Here is an 18,216-nt window from a genome sequence, read left to right on the forward strand (position 1 = left end):
ACGCCCCGACTGGTTCGGGGCGTTTTACTTTGGTGAGTGCGTCAGGATTTCATCTAGCCCAACACTCCTAACTCCTTGGCTCGCGCCACTGCCTGCGTACGCCGTTCAACCCCCAGCTTGCTGTTGATATGGCTGGCATGGGTTTTAACCGTGTGCAGGGAGATAAACAGCTGATCGCTGATCTCCTGGTTCGAGCAGCCTTGGGCGATCAATCTCAGGACCGCCATTTCCCGTGTGCTGAGTTGTTCCGCTGCCGGGCTCGAGTCCAGCGCGGGACGAGCAACCAATGCCGGAAGCTTTTCTGCCAGGCTTTGGGAAACGGGCGTCGGCGTACCGAATTGAAGTTGCCCACGCAGCCAGTCCGGATGCTCGGTCACCAAACCGTCAAACGGCTGCAGCGCGCCCCCGGCCGCCGCTTCCAGTGCCTGGCCCAGCGCCTTGCGTGCCTCGGGTTCGCGTCCACTCATCAGCAACAACGTCACTTTCTGTGTCAGCGCCATCAAGCTGAGCAGCTGCCTGCCGGTTTGTTGGCCGTTCTCCAGCAACGCGTTCAGTCGTCCTTCGGCCAGCATCGGTTGCCCCTGGATGACTTCCAGCAAGGCTTGTTGCAGTTCGATATGCAGCGGCAGTTGCGGATGAAACTCCGGAGGTGCTGCCGCGTGTTCACCGTTGTAGGTCTGGCCCAGACGAGCCAGCCAGGCTTCGGCCAGATCGGTGCGGCCCTGGGTCAGCCAGAGTTCGCATTTGACCAGGGTGATCATCGCCAGGTAGTAGATGGGCGGTACGTCCCAGATGTGCATCAGCCGTTCGGCTTCGGCGAGTTCGGCAAAGGCTTTGGCAAACTCGCCGCTGCTGCCTTCAAGCCGGGCGATCACGCAGTGGCCGATCAATACGCTGATATCGCGACAGGCCCGCGCCTCGCTCAAACCCGCCTGCAACCGCACCCGCGCGGCGTGTGGCTGCAACCGCAGCGCCAGCAAAAAGCCCTCGTACAAGGTCAGCCGGGCACGCACGGCGTACAACCGTTGCGGCGATAACCCTTGCAGGCGTTGAAGCCCTTGACGCACTTCATCCAGCGAACGAAGAATTTCCCCGCGCGCCTGCAACACACGAGCGCGGTCGTAATGGGCCAGCGCTTCGAACAACGGGTTGCCGACCCGTTGCGCCAACTCCAGGGATTCACGGTTCAAGCCACGTGCACGCCACAAGTCGCCGTCGGCAATGGCCAGGTTGGACAAGGTCGAGAGGCACATCAGTCGCTGGCCGTAACGTTTGCACGGAAGGCTCTCCAGCGCTTCGGCGCAATAGAGCAGCGTCAACTCCCGATTGCCGCGCCCACGGGCGATAATTCCGCTCAAGGCCAGCCATTGCGCCAGCATGGATTTCTGCGCGGTGGCCGACGGCGCCGGCAGGAAGCGGCTCAAGTGACTGGCCAGCTCTTCAGCGGCATCGAGCTGACAGGCCAGTCCCAACGCCCAGCTGTAGAGCACGATCAGCCGTGGCGTGCTGATCAGCAGACTGTCGGGCAAGTCCATTTTCCAGCGCAGCAACATGCCGACGTTTTGTTCGGCGAGTAGCTGTTCTTCAGAGAGGTTCTGCACCAGGTTCGCCGCGACATCCAGGTGCCCGGCACGCAACGCCTGCTCCACCGCCTCATCGAGCAGCCCTTGGGCATTGAACCAGCGACAGGCGCGCAAGTGCAGGCTGGCGGCCGGCACCATCGCCGGCGTGGTTGGCCGGGTGCGCAGCAGATCGGAAAACAAATGGTGATAGCGATACCAGTGACCGTTTTCGTCCAGCGGCACCAGGAACACCTGATGCGCCAGCAAAAACCGCAGGATCTCGGCACTGTCATGGGCGTCGCGGACGGCGTCGCACAGCTCGCTGCAAAAGCGTTCCTGGGGCGCCGTGTCATACAGGAATGACTGCACCTCGGCGGGCAGGCAATCAATGACTTCTTCGAGCAGGTAATCGCGGATCAGCCCTTCCCCACCGTGCAGGGATTGCGGCAGCGCGCCATCGTTGCCTGCTTCGGAAGCCGCCAGCAGCCAGAAGCGCAGGCCGGCCACCCAGCCTTCGCTGCGCTGGATCAGGTTCTCCAGCGCTTCGCCGCGCAAGGAACTGCTGTGCCGGTCGAGCAAGGTCAAGGCTTCATCGTGGGTCAGGCGCAAGTCCTGCTCATGCAACTCCAGCAGTTGCCGCGACAGGCGCAGACGCGCCAGATGCCAGTCCGGCCGCTGCCGACTGGTGACCATCACCAGCAAGCCGTCAGGCAGATGATTGAGGAAAAACTGCAGGCAGCGATCAAGCACCGGGCCCTGGGCCAGATGGTAGTCATCGAGTACCAGCAGCAAGGGCGTACTGGTCGACAGGTGCACGGCCAACTCGTCGAGCAAGCCGTCCAGCCATTCTTCAAAGGCAAACGGCTGATGGCGCTGACGCATTTTCAGCAGACCCAATGCCTGACTGCCAATCTGCGGAAAATAATCCTGAAGGCCTTCGAGCAGCCGCTCAAGAAAACGCCCCGGGTCGCTGTCTCGCGGACTCAACCCCAGCCAAAGACTTCGCCATTGCGCCGGCAGGGCCTGGCAGAACTCCACCGCCAACGAACTCTTGCCGAACCCGGCGGGAGCACTGACCAGCAACAGCCTGCCACCGAGCCCCGCACTCAGGCGCTCGCACAGACGCGGCCGCAGCACATGGCCGTCGGGCAACGGAGGCCGAAAAAAGCGCCCGTCCAGTGCGGCGACGGCAACGCTTGCAGGGCCTGGGAGTGGAGACAGATCAGTCATGGCCGGCTCTTGTTTGAAATGCTGTTGGCGGCGTTGCAGATGTCCGCAGACTAGCGGTAAACGAAGAGGGAATGAAGGTTATTGCTACAAATGGCTACAAAAAGAATACAAGCAGAAGGCGTCGGCCCGCAGATGAAGTTTTCCTGACAGACCGTGTCGTCTCCTTCGCGAGCAGGCTCGCTCCCACAGTGGACCGCGCTCCCCTTGCGGGAGCGAGCCTGCTCGCGAAGAGGCCATCGCCGACGCCGAAGATTTTCAGGCAAAAAAAAAGCCCCGAACCAGTCGGGGCGTTTTTCGAGGATGCGGCCTCTGTCAGTGCCGGTTAGCGAACACCGTCCTGACGCAACGCAGCCGGGGTGAAGTCGCTGGTGGTGGCGGTGAAGCCGAAGTCATACGCCGATTTCTCTTCGTTCTTCATACCCAGCGCCAGGTAACGACCCGATTGCAGGTCGTACAAGGTTTCCAGGGTGTACCAAGGCACTTGCACGTTGTAGTAGTTCTGGGAGTGAGCTTCCGCCACACGCCAGAGTTGGTTACGACCGTCGTAGTGATCGATCACGGCCGCTTGCCAGGTGTCCTCGTCGATGTAGAAGTCACGCTTGGCATAAATGTGACGCTGACCTTCCTTCAAGGTCGCCACCACATGCCAGACCCGACGCAGCTCGTAACGCGCCAGGTCCTGGTTGATGTGACCGGCCTTGATGATGTCGGCGTACTTCAGTTGCGGCGAGTCGAGCTTGTAGCTGTCGGAGGCGATGTACATCTCTTTCTTGCCTTCGAGCTTCCAGTCGTAACGATCCGGCGCACCGTTGTACATGTCCAGGTTGTCGGAGGTACGCAGGCCATCGGCAGCGGTACCCGGCCCGTCATAGGACACTTGTGGCGCACGACGCACACGACGCTGACCGGCGTTGTAGACCCACGCCGAACGCGGCTCTTTGACCTGGTCGAGGGTTTCGTGCACCAGCAGCACACCACCGGCCAGACGTGCCGGCGCGGTCACTTTCTGCTTGAAGTAGAACAGGATATTGCCCGGGTTCGCCGGATCGTAATCCTTCATCTTGTCGCGGAACACGAACTGATCCTGGAAGTACACCAGGCTGAACGAGCCGTTCGGCTGTGGCGTGGCCTGGGTCACCAGACGGGTGACGCTGCCACCGCGATAGCGGGTGATGTGGTTCCAGATGACTTCGACGCCAGTCTTCGGAATCGGGAACGGCACCGCGGTTTCGAAGTTTTCCAGACCGTTGCCGCCGGACACCAGATTGGTGCTGGTGGCGTTTTTCTTGATTGAAGCGAACACGTCGTCCGGCACGGTCGCGCCGCGATGCGACGGGTAGACCGGCATTTTGAAGGTTTCCGGGTAGCGCTTGAACATCGCGTACTGGCCCGGTGCAAGTTTGTCCTTGTACTGATCGACGTTCTGCGCCGTGATCGTGAACAACGGTTTTTCACTGGCGTACGGGTCGGACAGGAAGCCTTTGCTGTCGACGCTGCCGGCGTTTTTCGCCATCGGTTTCCAGGCCGGGATCGAACCGTCGGCATTGCCGGCCATTTCGGCGCCCATCGGGGTCAGGCTCTTGCCCAGTTTGTCCGCTTCAGCCGCAGGGACCGCTGCCATTACTCCGGTCGCCAGCAGCGAAAGCCCCAGAACACCAACGTGGAACAGACTCTTTGTTATTTTCATATGTGCGTTCGTCCTGAAAATACAGTGCTTAGAAGTTCACGCCGAAGCTGAGCGCAACGAAGTCGCGGTCATCCACGGTGGTGTACTTGCCGTCGAAGAAGTTGGTGTATGCCAGGCTCGCGGTGTAGGTGTTCTGGTACTCGGCGTCAACGCCCAGGCTCACCGCTTTGCGACCTTCCTCGAAGTTGCCGCCAGGGCCAGGCGAGTAACCGCTCACGTCGTGGGACCAGGCCACGTTCGGCTTGAGGTTCACGCCGGCGAATACGTCGTTGTAGTCCCAGATGGCACGACCGCGGTAGCCCCACGAAGTGGCCGTGGTGAAGCCTTCGTTGGTGCAGTTGCGGCTGAGGTTGTTGGTGGCAGCGCCAGGACCCGCACCGTTGATGGTGCTGGTGTTGAGGATCGCCGAGCAGGTGTTGGCACCGCCGGTAGGAGGCAGTTCACCTGGCCCGTAGACCGGATCGCGGCCATAACGCACGTCGGAGCTGCTTTCCAGGCCGCCGACATGGGTCACGCCCACTTCGCCCACGAGGGTCAGACGGCTCGCGCCCATGACCTGATCGAAGAAGTGCGTCAGGGTGGTCTGGAACTGGGTGACTTCCTTGCGACGATAACCGTGCAGGTCCTGACCCGGTACGCCGGTGAGCAGCGAAGCGTTGCTCAGGGCGCCGCCCAAAGGACGAACACCGGCGAACAGAATGTCGGTGGAGTTGAGCTGCACCGGTGCGTTCGGACGGTAGCTGACTTCACCGCTCCACGCCGTACCGGTAGGCAGGGTGGTGGAGAAGCTCAAGCCGTAGAGGCGGATGTCTTCCGGGTACTCGACGAAGTAGTTCGAGTTACCCGCGACCACCAGTGGCGCCAGGGGCCGAAGCGCTGCCGGCAAGGCCGCTGCACGGGCGTAGGCCGCTGCAGGAGCACCGGTGGCGCTGAAGATCGGCGCACGGCTGTGGTAGTTCATGAAGTAGGCACCGAACTCGGTGTCCAGCGGTTCGAACATGTACTTGAGGGACGCGCCCCACTGGCCGCTGTCTCGCGCATCGCGATCCGGGCCACGACGCACCAGCACACCTTCTTCGTTGACGTCGACGCCCAGGGCGGTCAACGGGCCGAGTGCTGCGGCAGGCAGGGTCGAACGCTTGTTCAGCACGCGCAGGTTGTTGTCGCAACCGTCGGCAATGATGTCTGGCTGGGAGAAGAATGTGCCGCAGTTATCGACGACGGTCTGGTCCCATTCCAGCTGGTAGAAGGCTTCGGCCGAGAGCGTATCGGTGAGGCTCTGCGAGACGTAGAACATGTTGACCGGGATCAGGCCTTCCTTGACCTCGGCACCTGGGCGACGGAATGCGGAAACGTCGATCGGGTTGATCGAGTTGATGCCGCTGCCGATGAAGGTACTTTCACCCCAGCTCACGACCTGCTTGCCCAGACGCACGGAACCCGGCTGATCGGCAATGGAGTAGTTGTGGTAGACGAAGGCATCGAGGATCTGCCCGCCAGCGGACTTGGCGCCTTCTTTGCGGTTGCTGTCGCTGATGTCCTTGAACGGACGGCTTTCGTCCTTGAGTTCGAAGTCGTACCAGTATTTGCCACGGACGAAGACGCCGGTGTCGCCGTATTTCAACTCAAGGTCATGGATGCCCTTGAAGATTTTCGAGAACGTTTCGCCGCTCTTGAAGTTCAAGTGGCCGTCATCGGAAGTCTGGGACAGGCCGTGACCACCGTTGTTGACGCCGATGAGGTTCTTGTTGGCGTTCTCGGTCGACCAACTGGCACCGATCGACAGGGATGAGTCGAATTGACCTTCGATTTCACCAACGTTGAAACTGACGCCGAATGCTGGCCCGGCGAGCGTAGAGGCAAGACTGACAGCCAGGGGCAGCTTCGCCCGGCGCCAGAACTGGTTTACTGATGTCATCGACGCTTCTCCATGTGCATTATTGTTATGGCAGTGAGCACTTCTAAAAACGCTGTGGATGACAGGGAACCAAGGTGTCCCAAAGTCATGCCAAAGTTGCATCGCCCCGTTTTGTGCGTTTGCTCCGTTCTTAAAAATCCTTGAGCGGACTATAGCCAGCAGGTAGTACTGCTTGATCCCTCTAAAGTGTGATTTGCAGCTGCCAGCCACTCTGGAACAGTCCTTTCGCCAGTCCGACACCTGTCGGCACGGCAAGGATGGCTCAATTTTCGAATTTGACAAGCCAAGCGCTTGCTTGGTGGGGCTGGCGTGCCTTTTCGGGCACGCCAGATGACGCTTAAAGCGTCGAGAGGAAGGTGCTGTTGTTGGCTTGCCATTCGGTGATGTCGACGCGAATTCGCTTCTTGTCGAGTTTGCCGACACTGGTCTTGGGAATTTCAGTAACAAGGGCGATCTGGCTCGGGATGGCCCACTTGCTCAGGTGCCCCAGCTCGACAAAGGGCTTGAGGTGCTCCTTGAGTTCCTTGGCCCCGATCACATGGCCCTCGCGGATCACCAGCAAGGCAAACGGCCGCTCGCCCCACTGTGGATCGGCAATCCCCACCACTGCTACTTCGCGTACCGCTGCATGGCGACTGATCAGGTCTTCCAGGTCCAGGGAGGAGATCCATTCGCCCCCGGTCTTGATCACGTCCTTGATCCGGTCACGGATGTCGATCACGCCCATGCTGTCCAGGGTCGCCACGTCGCCGGTGTGCAGCCAGCCCCCGGACCAGAGCTCCGCGCCCTTCTGCGGCTCATTGAAATAACCCTCGGTGAGCCACGGCGCACGCAGCACCAGTTCACCCTGGGTCTCGCCATCGGCGGGCAGGAAGTTGCCGTCGGTGTCGACGATCGCCGCCTCGACCAATGGCCCCGGCACACCGGCCTTGATCCGGTACGTGGTGCGTTCGTCTTCGGTGCCGGCCATCAATTCGTCGTTGAGGTGGGCGCACGACACCAGCGGCCCGGTTTCCGACATGCCGTAGGCGGCGGTCAGCTGAATGCCCCTGGCCTTGGCGGCTTCGTACAGCGCGCGGTTCAGTGCACTGCCACCGATCACGATTTTCCAGCCACCGAAATCCGTGCCTTGCGCAGCCTTGGCGTTGAGGACCATTTGCAGGATGGTCGGCACGCAGTGGGAAAAGGTGACCTTCTCCTTGCGCCACAACTCCACCAGGTATTCCGGGTCGTAGCGACCGGGATACACCTGCTTGAGCCCGAGCATGGTCGCCACGTACGGCAAGCCCCAGGCATGCACATGGAACATCGGCGTAATCGGCATGTACACGTCGTTGGTGCCCAACAGGCGCACGCTGTCGATGGCGCCCATGATGGTCGACACGCCCATGGTGTGCAGCACCAGCTGCCGATGGGTGAAATACACGCCTTTGGGATTACCGGTGGTGCCGGTGGTGTAGAAGGTGGTCGCGACCGAGTTTTCGTCGAAATCCTGGAAATCGTACTGCGGGCTCGCGGCCGCCAGCAACTGCTCGTACTCGCCGATGAGGTTTGGCAGGTCGGCGGTTTTTTCCGGCAAGTCGGTCAGCAGCAGGGTTTTCTCAACCGTGGTCAGGTGCCCGGCAATTGCGTTGTAAAGCCCCACGAACTCGCTGTTGACCAGCACGAAGCGGTCCTCGGCGTGGTTCATCGTGTAGAGAATCTGTTCCGGGGACAGGCGCACGTTGATGGTGTGGATCACCGCGCCGATCATCGGAATGGCAAACATGCATTCCAGGTAACGATGGCTGTCCCAGTCCATCACCGCCACGGTATCCCCGGGCTTGACCCCGGCCGCCGTCAGCACGTTGGCCAGCCGCGCGACCCGCTCGATCAGGGTCGGATAGCTGTAGCGCAACTGATCGCGGTAAACGATCTCGCGGGTTTTCTCGTAACGAGCACCGGACATCAGCAGCCGTTTGATCAACAGCGGATACTGGTAAGCGCCCTCGGCTGGGGGAATAACGCGAGTCTGCAACATAAGAGTCCCTTTTCTGACTGCACGGTCTTGGCTGAAAGTAAGCACTCTAGTGCCCTTCCATGACAACCAAATCAGCCGAAGGAATGATTTGCAGAGTCGTGCAAATGCTAGCGTTGCGCCAGCATCTGCGGGTATCTCTTGTCCCTAACACCTAGCGCGATCAATGCATCTCGGTAAACGCGAGTTTCACACCGATGGCGATCAGCACCACGCCCATGGTCCGGTCGAACCAGTGGCCCATGCGCGCGAAGCCGGCACGCACCCGCGCCTGGCTGAACAGCCTTGCCACCAGGCAGAACCACACCGCTGTCGCCGCCGCGAGGTAGAGGCCGTAGCCCGCCTGCACCGCCAGCGGCGTGTGCGGGTTGATCACCACGGTGAACAATGACAGGAAAAACAGCGTGGCTTTCGGGTTCAGACCGTTGGTCACAAACCCCGACATGAAGGCGCCGCGCGCCGTGCGTTCGCCCTCTTCCTTGTGCAGATCGTCCGTCACCGGTTTGGCCGGTTGCGCGCGCAGGGCCTTGTAGCCGATGTACAGCAGGTACGCGGCGGCGGCCCATTTCAAGGCATTGAACAGCATGATCGACTGGGACACGATCAGGCCGATGCCCAGCAGCGAATAACCGACGTGCAGGAATATCGCCGTGCCGACGCCCAGCGCGGTCCAGGTGCCTGCGCGACGACCGTGGGTCACGCTCTCCCGCACCACCACGGCAAAGTCCGGACCGGGACTGGCCACGGCTAGCAGGTGAATCAGGGCAACGGTCAAAAATTCTGTCCAGTACATGGAGCGTCCTTTTGTGGCAGATCGGTCGATATGAAACGTCGTCCCTGTGGGAGCGGGCTTGCTCGCGAATGCGGTGAGTCAGGCAACATCTATGTCAACTGACACGCCCTCTTCGCGAGCAAGCCCGCTCCCACAGGATTCAGCGTTCGGCCTAGTGCGTAACGATTTGTTTCATCTGGTAGGCTCGGCAGATTACGCCTTCAGTTCATTGCACAAAAGGTACAGTTGATCACGAACACTCGCCGCGCCGTTTTCCTCGACCACCCATCCCTGGACCTGGGCGACCTTGACCTCAGCCCGTTGCGTGCTTGCTTCGACGATTTGCAGCTGTTCGCGCAGACGACGCCGGATCAGGTAATCGAACGCCTCAAGGGCGCCACCGTTGCCATCAGCAATAAAATCCTGATCGACGCCGCCGCCATCGCCGCCAGCCCCGAGCTCAAGCTGATTCTGATCACCGCCACCGGCACCAACAATGTCGACCTCGCCGCCGCCCGCGCCCACGGAATTACCGTGTGCAATTGCCAGGGCTACGGCACGCCATCGGTGGCGCAGCACACGATCATGCTGCTGCTGAATCTGGCGACGCGCCTGGCCGACTATCAGAAAGCCGTCGGTGAAGGCCGCTGGCAGCAGGCCAAACAGTTCTGTCTGCTGGATTACCCGATCGTCGAACTGGAAGGCAAAACCCTCGGCCTGCTCGGTCACGGCGAACTGGGCGGTGCGGTTGCACGACTGGCCGAAGCCTTCGGCATGCGCGTGCTGCTCGGGCAGATTCCCGGACGCCCTGCCCGCCCGGATCGTTTGCCGCTGGCTGAACTGCTGCCGCAAATCGACGCGTTAACCCTGCACTGCCCGCTCAACGAACATACCCGCCACTTCATCGGTGCCCGCGAACTGGCGTCGATGAAGCCCGGTGCATTCGTGGTCAACACCGCGCGCGGCGGCTTGATCGACGAACAGGCCCTGGCCGATGCCTTGCGCAACGGTCACCTCGGCGGCGCGGCCACCGACGTGCTGAGTGTCGAGCCACCGACCGCCGGCAATCCGCTGCTGGCCGCCGACATTCCACGGTTGATCGTCACCCCGCACAACGCCTGGGGCAGCCGCGAAGCACGGCAGCGCATCGTCGGTCAGTTGACGGAAAACGCGCAGGGATACTTCAGCGGTAAAGCGCTGCGGGTCGTCAGTTGATAGACTGCGGCACTTTTTTTCACAGGAGCAGAGTATGGATCCGCGCAGTGAAGTACTGCTTCGTCAGGCCGAGTTATTCCAGGGTTCGGTGTTGCTGGCCGGTTTGCCCGCCGATGATCTGCTGGGGCGCCTGCCCGACGCCCACGGCTGGTGCTGGCATGCCGGTGATCAGGCCGCGCTGGACGCGCGTTTCGAAGCCCGCAGCCATTTCGGCGTGAACCTACCGGAGCGCGAGTTCGACACGGCCGTGGTGTTTCTGCCCAAGTCCAAGGACCTGACTGACTACATCCTCAACGCCCTTGCCTCGAAACTGGCAGGAAAAGAGTTGTACCTGGTGGGCGAAAAACGCAGCGGCATCGAAGGCGCGTCCAAGCAACTGAACCCGCTCGGCAAACCGCGCAAGCTCGACAGCGCGCGGCATTGCCAGCTGTGGCAGGTCACCGTGGCCAATGCACCAGAAGCCAAATCCCTGGAAAGCCTGGCCCAGACCTATGAGCTTCCCTTGGCCGAAGGGCCATTGAAAGTCATCAGCCTGCCAGGCGTGTTCAGCCATGGCCGCCTGGATCGTGGCAGCGCACTGCTGCTGGAGCATCTGGACAAACTGCCGAGCGGTCACTTGCTGGATTTTGGTTGTGGCGCCGGTGTGTTGGGCGCGGCGGTCAAGCGTCGCTATCCGCACAACCAGGTCACTTTGCTTGATGTCGATGCGTTTGCCGCTGCCAGCAGTCGCCTGACATTGGCCGCCAACGGTCTGGAAGCCGAGGTGATTACCGGCGACGGTATCGACGCGGCGCCCATGGGTTTGAGTGCAATTCTGAGCAATCCACCGTTCCATGTCGGCGTGCACACCGACTATTTCGCCACCGAGAACTTGCTGCGAAAAGCGGCCAAACATCTGAAAAATGGCGGCGAACTGCGCTTGGTCGCAAACAGCTTCCTGAAGTATCAACCGTTGATCGAAGAGCACCTCGGGGTGTGCGCGATCAAGGCTGAAGGACAGGGTTTCAGGATTTACCGGGCCAAACGCGGCTAGAAATTTGTACTTGCTCAATCGGATTTGCCTAGGCAGAATCCGCTCCGTCCTAGGGGAGTAGTCTCCCACGAGCGCCATGCTCGTCCGGCATACGTCAACATACTTGGTCAACAGACCATGGCGTATGCGACCCAAGCGTCCGCATCAGACGGATCGCAGGGTTTGACAAGACCTATGACACGAACACCTTACCCGGGGCGGGGAGGCTGTACGTGTCATAGCCGTGTCGACCCGCCCCTTAGGAAAACCCTGATGCTGGATTCATTACTCGTTCCCACCGCAATCGTTGCCTTGGCCGAAATCGGCGACAAGACGCAACTGCTCGCGCTCATTCTCGCCGCTCGCTTTCGCAAACCCTGGCCGATCATCGCCGGTATCGTCGCCGCGACCCTGGCCAACCACGCGGCAGCCGGTGCGGTAGGCGCCTGGGTTGGCAGTTTCTTCTCGGATGCGATGCTGCACTGGATCCTCGCCGCGAGCTTCACCGCAACCGCGTTGTGGACGCTGGTGCCGGACAAGATGGATGACGACGAAGCCAGCACCGCCCGCAAGTTCGGGCCGTTCCTGACCACGCTGATTGCCTTCTTCCTCGCGGAAATCGGCGACAAGACGCAGATCGCGACCGTGATGCTCGCGGCGCAATACCCGGAGTTGTGGCTGGTGATTATCGGCACCACCCTGGGCATGTTGATTGCCAACGTGCCGGTGGTACTGGCGGGTAATTTTGCGGCGGATAAATTGCCGTTGACGCTGATCCGTCGCCTGGCGGCGTCGGCGTTCTTCATCCTGGCGGTGGTGGCGGTGTACAAGGCGATGCAGAGCAGCGGCTGGGTTTGATGCGGTAGGTCAGCAACACCGCGTCATCGTTCTTCGCGAGCAAGCCCGCTCCCACATTTGATCTCCAGTGAACACAAAATTTGTGAACAATGGAGATCCAGTGTGGGAGCGGGCTTGCTCGCGAAGGCGTCAGCGGCAACACCGCAGGACTATCAGGACTTCTTGGCTTTCTCGTACAGCGGCATGACTTTCGGAATCGCCGCCTGCAACGAAGCAATCCGACTGGACGACGCCGGGTGAGTGCTCATGAACTCCGGTGGCGAACCTTCCGAGGCCTTGCTCATCTTGTTCCACAGCGTAATAGCGGCATTCGGGTTGTAACCGGCGCGAGCGGCCAGTTCCAGGCCAATCAGGTCCGCTTCGTTTTCGTTGGAGCGGCTGTTCGGCAAGGTCATGCCGTAGTTGGCCACGGTGTCCGCCAGCGCCAGGCTGTCCTGACCCAGACCGAACAACGCACCCGCACCTTGCTTGGCCATTTCGATCCCGTAAGCCTTGGACATCGCTTCACGGCCATGCTCGCGCAGGGCGTGGGCGATTTCATGGCCCATGATCGCGGCGATTTCATCGTCGGTCAGCTTCATACTGTCGATCAAACCGGTGTAGAAAATGATCTTGCCGCCAGGCCCGCAGTTGGCGTTGAGCTCGTCACTCTTGATCAGGTTGACTTCCCACTTCCATTGGGCCGAATCCGGACGAAACACCGGTGCCTGGGCAATTAGCCGGTCGGCAATCGCCTGCACGCGCCTGGCATCGTTACTGGTCTTGTCCAGCACGCCTTTGGTGGTCGCCTCGCCAACGGTCTTTTGATAAGACTGGGCGTACATCTGGTTGACCTCATCGGTCGACAGCATGCTAAACATGTACTGCTTGCGCTCAACGCCGACCGCGCCACCGCTGGTGGTGTTGACCGACTGGCAACCGGCGAGCAGCAAACCGGCGCTTAGAGCACACAAAACCAATGTCTTGTTCATCAAAAAACTCCCTGAAAACATGCCGCGTATCCTAGGCGTGGAATTGTATCGACGCCAGATACAACAGAGGAGTAGACGCACATTTCAGACAAAGCTCTCATGGCCGCAGGAAAAAATTCACAAAACAGCCCCCGCCACGGCCGATAACGGCCCGCAATGATTCAATTGCGACATCAAGCACTCCAAAACAGCCAATTCGCCCTGCCCCGCTCATGGCCACCGAACCTGCGGCCGATACACCTCCGCAGACGTCCTCTTGCGTGCGGAGCACCCATGAAATTCAAGTCGATCCAGTTTTCCGTGGCGGCCCTTGCCGGCGCCATCATTCTCAGTGTCGTGGCAGCGCTGGTGCTGTACGCGCTGTTTTCCGGTGCACGGACCCAAGACATGGTCCAGGAAAGGACCCAGGCGCAATTCGAGCAAGTCATCGAACAGCGCCTGACCTCCTTGGCGCAAACCCAGGTCAGCCAGATCCAGCGCGAACTCGAAGCGCCGTTGCTGATTGCCGGCGGGCTGGTGCGGGTAAACGCATTGATCGGCACACCGGGCGCCGACGGCCAGCCGCAGCTGAGCCTCAGCCGTGAGCAGTTGATCAGCCTGATCAAGGAAAACGTCGCCAAGAACCCGAAAATCCTCGGCACCTACATCGGCTGGGAGAAAGACGCCCTTGACCATAACGATGCCGCCTACGTCGACACTAAAGTCGTGGGCATCGACGCCAGCAACGGGCGCTTCCTGCCGTGGTGGTTCCGCAATGAGGACGGCACGCTTGGCCTGGACAAACTGGTGGACGTCGACGACCAGAAAACCCTGTCCACCGGCGTGCGCGCCAGCGAGTACTACCTGTGCTCGAAAGAGACCAAAAAATCCTGCGTGATCGATCCGGCGCCCTACAAGGTCGGCGACAAAATCGTCATGCTCGCCTCGTTTATTGAACCGATCATGCTCAACGGCGCGTTCCAGGGCATCGTCGGCGCCGACTTGTCGGTGAACTTCATCCAGGAAATGCTCCTCGGCGCCAACCAGAAACTCTACAGCGGCGCCGGTGAAATGGCCCTGATTGGCGGTAACGGCCGGATCGTCGCCTACACCAAGGACCCGAGCAAATTCGGCGAGAAGGTCAGCGACATTCTCGGCAGCCAGCAGATCGCCAACATGGCCAATCTCAAGCGCGGCGAAGTCACCTACACCGTCGACAAGACCGAGGGCCGGATCGAGTTGTACCTGCCGTTCGGCATCGGCCAGACCGACGCTCGCTGGACCCTGATGCTGCAACTGCCGTTGAACGCCGTAATGGCCGACCTGCAAAAACTCCAGGGCGACCTGGACACCCAGCGCAAATCCGACACCTTCGGCATGGCCATGGTCGGCCTGTTGATTGCCGGTATCGGTTTGCTGGTGATCTGGCTGGTGGGCCACGGTATCGCCCGTCCGCTCAAGCAAATGGTGGCCATGCTCGACGACATCGCTCAGGGCGAAGGCGACTTGACCCGGCGTCTGACCAGCGACCGCGCCGACGAACTGGGCTCGATCGCCAAAGGCTTCAACACGTTCCTGGCCAAGTTGCAGGCGATGATCACCCAGGTCGTGACCTCGGTGCAGAGCGTCAGTGACTCGTCGGAACACACCGCCGACATCGCCATTCGCACCAACATCGGTGTGCACAAGCAAATGGCCGAGATCGATCAGGTCGCCACCGCGGTGCATGAAATGACCGCCACCGCCCAGGATGTCGCGCGCAACGCGACCCAGGCCGCGCAAGCCGCCAGCCATGCGGATCAAGCCGCGGCGCAGGGCATGCAAATCGTGCGCGAGACGTCGAATTCGATCGGTGTCCTGGCAATCGAAATCGGCAAGGCGGTCAACGTGGTGCAGACCCTGGCCAAGGACAGCGAGAACATCAACGCGATCCTCACGGCCATTCGCGGCATCGCCGAACAGACCAACCTGCTGGCCTTGAACGCGGCCATCGAAGCGGCACGGGCCGGTGAACAGGGCCGTGGTTTTGCGGTGGTGGCCGACGAAGTGCGTAACCTGGCGCAGAAAACCCAGAAGGCCACTGAAGAAATCCAGACCATGATCCAGCAACTGCAACAAGGCACCCGCGATGTGGTGCGGGTCATGGAGGACAGCCAGAACCGCACCGACGAAAGCGTGCAGCATGCGGCGAAAGCGGCCGAGGCGCTGGAGACCATCACGCAGGCGGTGTCGGTGATCAACGACATGAACACCCAGATCGCCAGCGCGGCCGAGGAACAGAGTGCGGTGGCGGACGACATCAACCGTAACGTGATCAACATCGGGCAAGTGGCCAATGAAGTGGCCGGCGGTGCGGATGAATCGAGTGCGGCCAGTGCGGACCTGACCAAATTGGCGGAACAGCAGCGGCGGTTGATCAATCAGTTCAAGGTTTGATCCAAGGGCCCCTTCGCGAGCAAGCCCGCTCCCACATTTGACCGAGTTGCCTGAACGGGCGCGATCTAATGTGGGAGCGGGCTTGCTCGCGAAAGGGCCAGCACAGGCGCCCATTTAACCCGGGGTCAAACACTCCGGCCCATTGAGCTTCGGATCATTGACCATGTTCGCCAATACCCGCTCGCGCAACGCCGCGGGTTCACTGGCGAGCAATGCCTGCAAGGCGTGCAACGGCGTCTCGGGATCGAGCCACGCCTCCTGCCCCGCCGCATCGAGGATCAGCGGTCGACGCTGACTCGCCGCCGGCTGGGTAATCACCGCCGTGCTCAGCCACACCTGCTCCTGCACCGGATACGCCTCCCAGATCGCCGCAAAAAACAGCGCCGAGCCCTCCCCCGGCGTCAGCCAATACGGACGTTTGCGCGTGGTGCCGCGCCATTCGTAGAAGCCATTGGCCGGCAACAGGCAGCGGCGCTCGCGCAGGGCCTGGCGGAACATCGGTTGTTCAGCCACGGTTTCGGCGCGGGCATGCGCCGGGGTGCGGGACAGGTCGGTCAGCCACGGCGGCGTCAGCCCCCAACGCGCCCGGGCCAACTCACGCTGACCGTCCGCACCGGCACGCAGCATCAACACCGAATCATTGGGGGAAATATTCCACTGGGCCTGCTGATCGGCAGGGAAGCCAGGCAGGGCCGCGAAGGCGGGGTTCCAGCGAAACAGGGCATAACGTCCACACATGGGGCAACACGGCTCTTGATAAAACGAACGCCAGCCTAACAGACCAGCGTGCCGGGAAAACTGTCCGGCTCATCGCCGGGCATCGGCAGCGCGGCATTGTACGCGGTGATCAACTCCCGGGCGTATTGCGCCTGGTCGTTATCCACCGATAACCCCAGCAGGCCGAAGATCGGCAATTCGCCAGTGCCCCCCACCAAATCCCGGCCCACCAGGTGCGCCTCGATGCCTTCGCTGGCCAACATGCTTTGCAGCAACTCGCCTTCCATGAGGTTTTCCGGCTCGTAGATTCGCTGCATGGGGTGCCCCTTTCATTCGTTTTCGCTATGAACTTCGAGCAACCATTCCTGACCGTCAGTCTGCAGGACGAACGTGATCGGTCGACAACACACCGGACAATCCTCGATATAGGTCTGATCGCCTCCGGATAAATCCAGCACGGCCTCAGCCTCTTCACCACAATACGGACATTCGTAGCGCTCTGTTTCCAGCATCGCGGTCTCCCAGGTGACTTGTGCGTATAATCGCCGGTCTATTTGCAGGGCTATTTTTGTCTGGCTACCTTTTCAGACCGTGCCCCGTTGGTTTTCGATCAAAACCTTTACTTACCCTAGCCGTTTCTAACAAGAGAGCATGATGGGCGAATTCGATGCCATCCGACCTTACGACGACAGCGAAGTCCCAGCGGTGCTGGACCGACTGCTAGGCGACAAGGCGTTTCTAGATATTCTCATCCATTTCCGCTTCCCGCGTTTTGCCGGTGCTTTCGGCTGGATGCTCAAACCCCTTATAGCTCATCGGCTGCGCCGTGAGTTCGCCGGCGTCACCTCGGTGGCGACGCTGCAGGACAAAGTCGAGATGTACGTCGACCACACCATCGAGCGCGCCACGGACGGGGTGACGTACACCGGTGTCGAGCAGTTCAAGTCCGGCAGCGCCTACCTGTTCATCGCCAACCACCGCGACATCGTGATGGACCCGGCCTTCGTCAACTACGCCGTGTACCACGCCGGCCTGCCGACACCGCGCATCGCGATCGGCGACAACCTGCTGCAAAAGCCCTTCGTCAGCGATCTGATGCGCCTGAACAAGAGCTTTATCGTGCACCGCTCCATCACCGGTCGCCGCGAGAAGATGGCGGCGTACCAACTGCTGTCGGCCTACATCAACCACTCGATCCGCAACGATTGCGCCTCGATCTGGATCGCCCAGGCCGAAGGCCGGGCCAAGGATGGCGACGACCGTACCGAATCGGCGATCCTCAAGATGTTCCACATGAGCCGCAAGGACGAGCCGTTCGGCGAAGTGATCCGTTCGCTGAACCTGACGCCGGTCTCGATCAGTTATGAATATGATCCGTGTGACCAGGCCAAGGCCCGCGAGTTGTTCATCCGCGCCACCACCGGCAGCTACACCAAAGTGCCGGGCGAGGACGATGTGAGCATCGCCAAAGGCATTACCGGCTACAAGGGTCGCGTTCACGTGAACTTTGCCGCGCCCATCACCGAGCTGTTCGACGACACCAAGCAATTGGCGATCGAGATGGACCGACAGATCCTCGGCGGCTATCGCCTGTTCCCGGTGCATTACCTGGCGTATGCGCAGTGGAAAGAGGCCGACCCGCAATTGCAGGTGCCGAACGCTGCCGAGGTGTTTGGCGCGGACGAATTGGCCAAGGCCCAGGAGCAATGGCAGCAACGCCTGGACGCTTGCCCTGAAGAGCATCGCCCGTTCCTGGTGCTGCAATATGCGACGCCGGTGCGCAATCAGTACCGTGTGAAAGCGGGATTGCCGCTGTAGGGTTTTAACAAACTCAAAAGATCG

The 18,216-nt window shown here is 60.8% G+C and carries 14 protein-coding genes, 1 pseudogene and 1 riboswitch; of the genes and pseudogenes, 6 read left to right on the forward strand and 9 right to left on the reverse strand.

Annotated elements, in window-relative coordinates; translation table 11 throughout:
• Positions 1-53: 53 nt before the first annotated feature.
• From ACIPL2_RS24270 to ACIPL2_RS24290, 5 genes are all read right to left on the reverse strand, one after another.
• Positions 54-2,792 (reverse strand): LuxR C-terminal-related transcriptional regulator, encoded by a 2,739-nt coding sequence (locus tag ACIPL2_RS24270; protein WP_401360548.1) that lies wholly within the window; start codon positions 2,790-2,792, stop codon positions 54-56.
• A 322-nt stretch (positions 2,793-3,114) separates the two neighbouring features.
• Positions 3,115-4,479 (reverse strand): DUF1329 domain-containing protein, encoded by a 1,365-nt coding sequence (locus ACIPL2_RS24275; RefSeq protein WP_401360550.1) that lies wholly within the window; start codon positions 4,477-4,479, stop codon positions 3,115-3,117.
• Positions 4,480-4,507: 28 nt separating this feature from the next.
• Positions 4,508-6,397 (reverse strand): DUF1302 domain-containing protein, encoded by a 1,890-nt coding sequence (locus ACIPL2_RS24280; RefSeq protein WP_401360552.1) that lies wholly within the window; start codon positions 6,395-6,397, stop codon positions 4,508-4,510.
• 337 nt (positions 6,398-6,734) lie between these two features.
• Positions 6,735-8,417, reverse strand: coding sequence for a fatty acid--CoA ligase (locus ACIPL2_RS24285; RefSeq protein WP_401360554.1), 1,683 nt, complete (start codon positions 8,415-8,417; stop codon positions 6,735-6,737).
• Between the two features lie 160 nt (positions 8,418-8,577).
• Positions 8,578-9,207, reverse strand: coding sequence for a LysE family translocator (locus ACIPL2_RS24290; protein ID WP_401360556.1), 630 nt, complete (start codon positions 9,205-9,207; stop codon positions 8,578-8,580).
• Positions 9,208-9,435: 228 nt separating this feature from the next.
• Between ACIPL2_RS24290 and ACIPL2_RS24295 the strand changes: the two genes are divergently transcribed.
• From ACIPL2_RS24295 to ACIPL2_RS24305, 3 genes are all read left to right on the forward strand, one after another.
• Entirely contained in the window at positions 9,436-10,401 is a 966-nt protein-coding gene (locus ACIPL2_RS24295; RefSeq protein WP_401360673.1) for a 2-hydroxyacid dehydrogenase, read from the forward strand.
• 34 nt (positions 10,402-10,435) lie between these two features.
• Complete coding sequence (locus ACIPL2_RS24300) at positions 10,436-11,434, forward strand: methyltransferase (protein ID WP_401360558.1); 999 nt, start codon at positions 10,436-10,438, stop codon at positions 11,432-11,434.
• A 40-nt stretch (positions 11,435-11,474) separates the two neighbouring features.
• Positions 11,475-11,597, forward strand: a riboswitch (yybP-ykoY riboswitch).
• An 89-nt stretch (positions 11,598-11,686) separates the two neighbouring features.
• The gene (locus ACIPL2_RS24305; RefSeq protein WP_401360560.1) at positions 11,687-12,271 is read left to right on the forward strand and encodes a TMEM165/GDT1 family protein; all 585 of its coding nucleotides are present in this window, start codon (positions 11,687-11,689) and stop codon (positions 12,269-12,271) included.
• A 152-nt stretch (positions 12,272-12,423) separates the two neighbouring features.
• Here ACIPL2_RS24305 and ACIPL2_RS24310 read toward each other — a convergent pair whose 3' ends face one another.
• Positions 12,424-13,242 (reverse strand): M48 family metallopeptidase, encoded by an 819-nt coding sequence (locus ACIPL2_RS24310; RefSeq protein ID WP_401360562.1) that lies wholly within the window; start codon positions 13,240-13,242, stop codon positions 12,424-12,426.
• Between the two features lie 1,362 nt (positions 13,243-14,604).
• Between ACIPL2_RS24310 and ACIPL2_RS24315 the strand changes: the two are divergent.
• Together ACIPL2_RS24315 and ACIPL2_RS24320 are read left to right on the forward strand one after the other, a co-directional pair.
• A pseudogene (locus ACIPL2_RS24315) lies at positions 14,605-14,802 on the forward strand (HAMP domain-containing protein); the annotation flags it as partial.
• A gap of 111 nt (positions 14,803-14,913) precedes the next feature.
• Positions 14,914-15,657 carry a methyl-accepting chemotaxis protein gene (locus ACIPL2_RS24320; RefSeq protein WP_401360675.1) on the forward strand — a complete coding sequence of 248 codons (744 nt, stop codon included), beginning with the start codon at positions 14,914-14,916 and terminating at the stop codon, positions 15,655-15,657.
• Between the two features lie 114 nt (positions 15,658-15,771).
• Here the strand turns inward: ACIPL2_RS24320 and ACIPL2_RS24325 are convergent, their stop codons facing one another.
• The 3 genes from ACIPL2_RS24325 to ACIPL2_RS24335 are packed head-to-tail and all read right to left on the reverse strand — an operon-like array spanning position 15,772 to position 16,886.
• Complete coding sequence (locus ACIPL2_RS24325; RefSeq protein ID WP_401360564.1) at positions 15,772-16,395, reverse strand: SOS response-associated peptidase; 624 nt, start codon at positions 16,393-16,395, stop codon at positions 15,772-15,774.
• 35 nt (positions 16,396-16,430) lie between these two features.
• Positions 16,431-16,691, reverse strand: coding sequence for a putative signal transducing protein (locus ACIPL2_RS24330; RefSeq protein ID WP_401360566.1), 261 nt, complete (start codon positions 16,689-16,691; stop codon positions 16,431-16,433).
• A 12-nt stretch (positions 16,692-16,703) separates the two neighbouring features.
• A complete protein-coding gene (locus ACIPL2_RS24335; protein WP_008153387.1) occupies positions 16,704-16,886 on the reverse strand; it encodes a CPXCG motif-containing cysteine-rich protein in 183 nt (60 codons plus the stop codon).
• Positions 16,887-17,028: 142 nt separating this feature from the next.
• Here ACIPL2_RS24335 and ACIPL2_RS24340 point away from each other — a divergent pair, with 142 nt between their 5' ends.
• Positions 17,029-18,192, forward strand: a complete 1,164-nt coding sequence (locus tag ACIPL2_RS24340; protein ID WP_401360568.1) for a 1-acyl-sn-glycerol-3-phosphate acyltransferase — start codon at positions 17,029-17,031, stop codon at positions 18,190-18,192.
• Positions 18,193-18,216: the final 24 nt, after the last annotated feature.

The sequence above is a fragment of the Pseudomonas sp. NPDC086251 genome (assembly GCF_044746405.1).
Lineage (GTDB): Bacteria > Pseudomonadota > Gammaproteobacteria > Pseudomonadales > Pseudomonadaceae > Aquipseudomonas.

Excerpts from the sequence above, each read along its gene's own strand:
- ACIPL2_RS24285 (WP_401360554.1), bottom strand. The coding sequence starts at position 8,417 with ATGTTGCAGACTCGCGTTATTCCCCCAGCCGAGGGCGCTTACCAGTAT.
- ACIPL2_RS24340 (WP_401360568.1), top strand. The coding sequence starts at position 17,029 with ATGGGCGAATTCGATGCCATCCGACCTTACGACGACAGCGAAGTCCCA.
- ACIPL2_RS24335 (WP_008153387.1), bottom strand. The coding sequence starts at position 16,886 with ATGCTGGAAACAGAGCGCTACGAATGTCCGTATTGTGGTGAAGAGGCT.
- ACIPL2_RS24290 (WP_401360556.1), bottom strand. The coding sequence starts at position 9,207 with ATGTACTGGACAGAATTTTTGACCGTTGCCCTGATTCACCTGCTAGCC.
- ACIPL2_RS24280 (WP_401360552.1), bottom strand. The coding sequence starts at position 6,397 with ATGACATCAGTAAACCAGTTCTGGCGCCGGGCGAAGCTGCCCCTGGCT.
- ACIPL2_RS24275 (WP_401360550.1), bottom strand. The coding sequence starts at position 4,479 with ATGAAAATAACAAAGAGTCTGTTCCACGTTGGTGTTCTGGGGCTTTCG.
- ACIPL2_RS24270 (WP_401360548.1), bottom strand. The coding sequence starts at position 2,792 with ATGACTGATCTGTCTCCACTCCCAGGCCCTGCAAGCGTTGCCGTCGCC.
- ACIPL2_RS24300 (WP_401360558.1), top strand. The coding sequence starts at position 10,436 with ATGGATCCGCGCAGTGAAGTACTGCTTCGTCAGGCCGAGTTATTCCAG.
- ACIPL2_RS24305 (WP_401360560.1), top strand. The coding sequence starts at position 11,687 with ATGCTGGATTCATTACTCGTTCCCACCGCAATCGTTGCCTTGGCCGAA.
- ACIPL2_RS24330 (WP_401360566.1), bottom strand. The coding sequence starts at position 16,691 with ATGCAGCGAATCTACGAGCCGGAAAACCTCATGGAAGGCGAGTTGCTG.
- ACIPL2_RS24320 (WP_401360675.1), top strand. The coding sequence starts at position 14,914 with ATGGCCGAGATCGATCAGGTCGCCACCGCGGTGCATGAAATGACCGCC.
- ACIPL2_RS24310 (WP_401360562.1), bottom strand. The coding sequence starts at position 13,242 with ATGAACAAGACATTGGTTTTGTGTGCTCTAAGCGCCGGTTTGCTGCTC.
- ACIPL2_RS24325 (WP_401360564.1), bottom strand. The coding sequence starts at position 16,395 with ATGTGTGGACGTTATGCCCTGTTTCGCTGGAACCCCGCCTTCGCGGCC.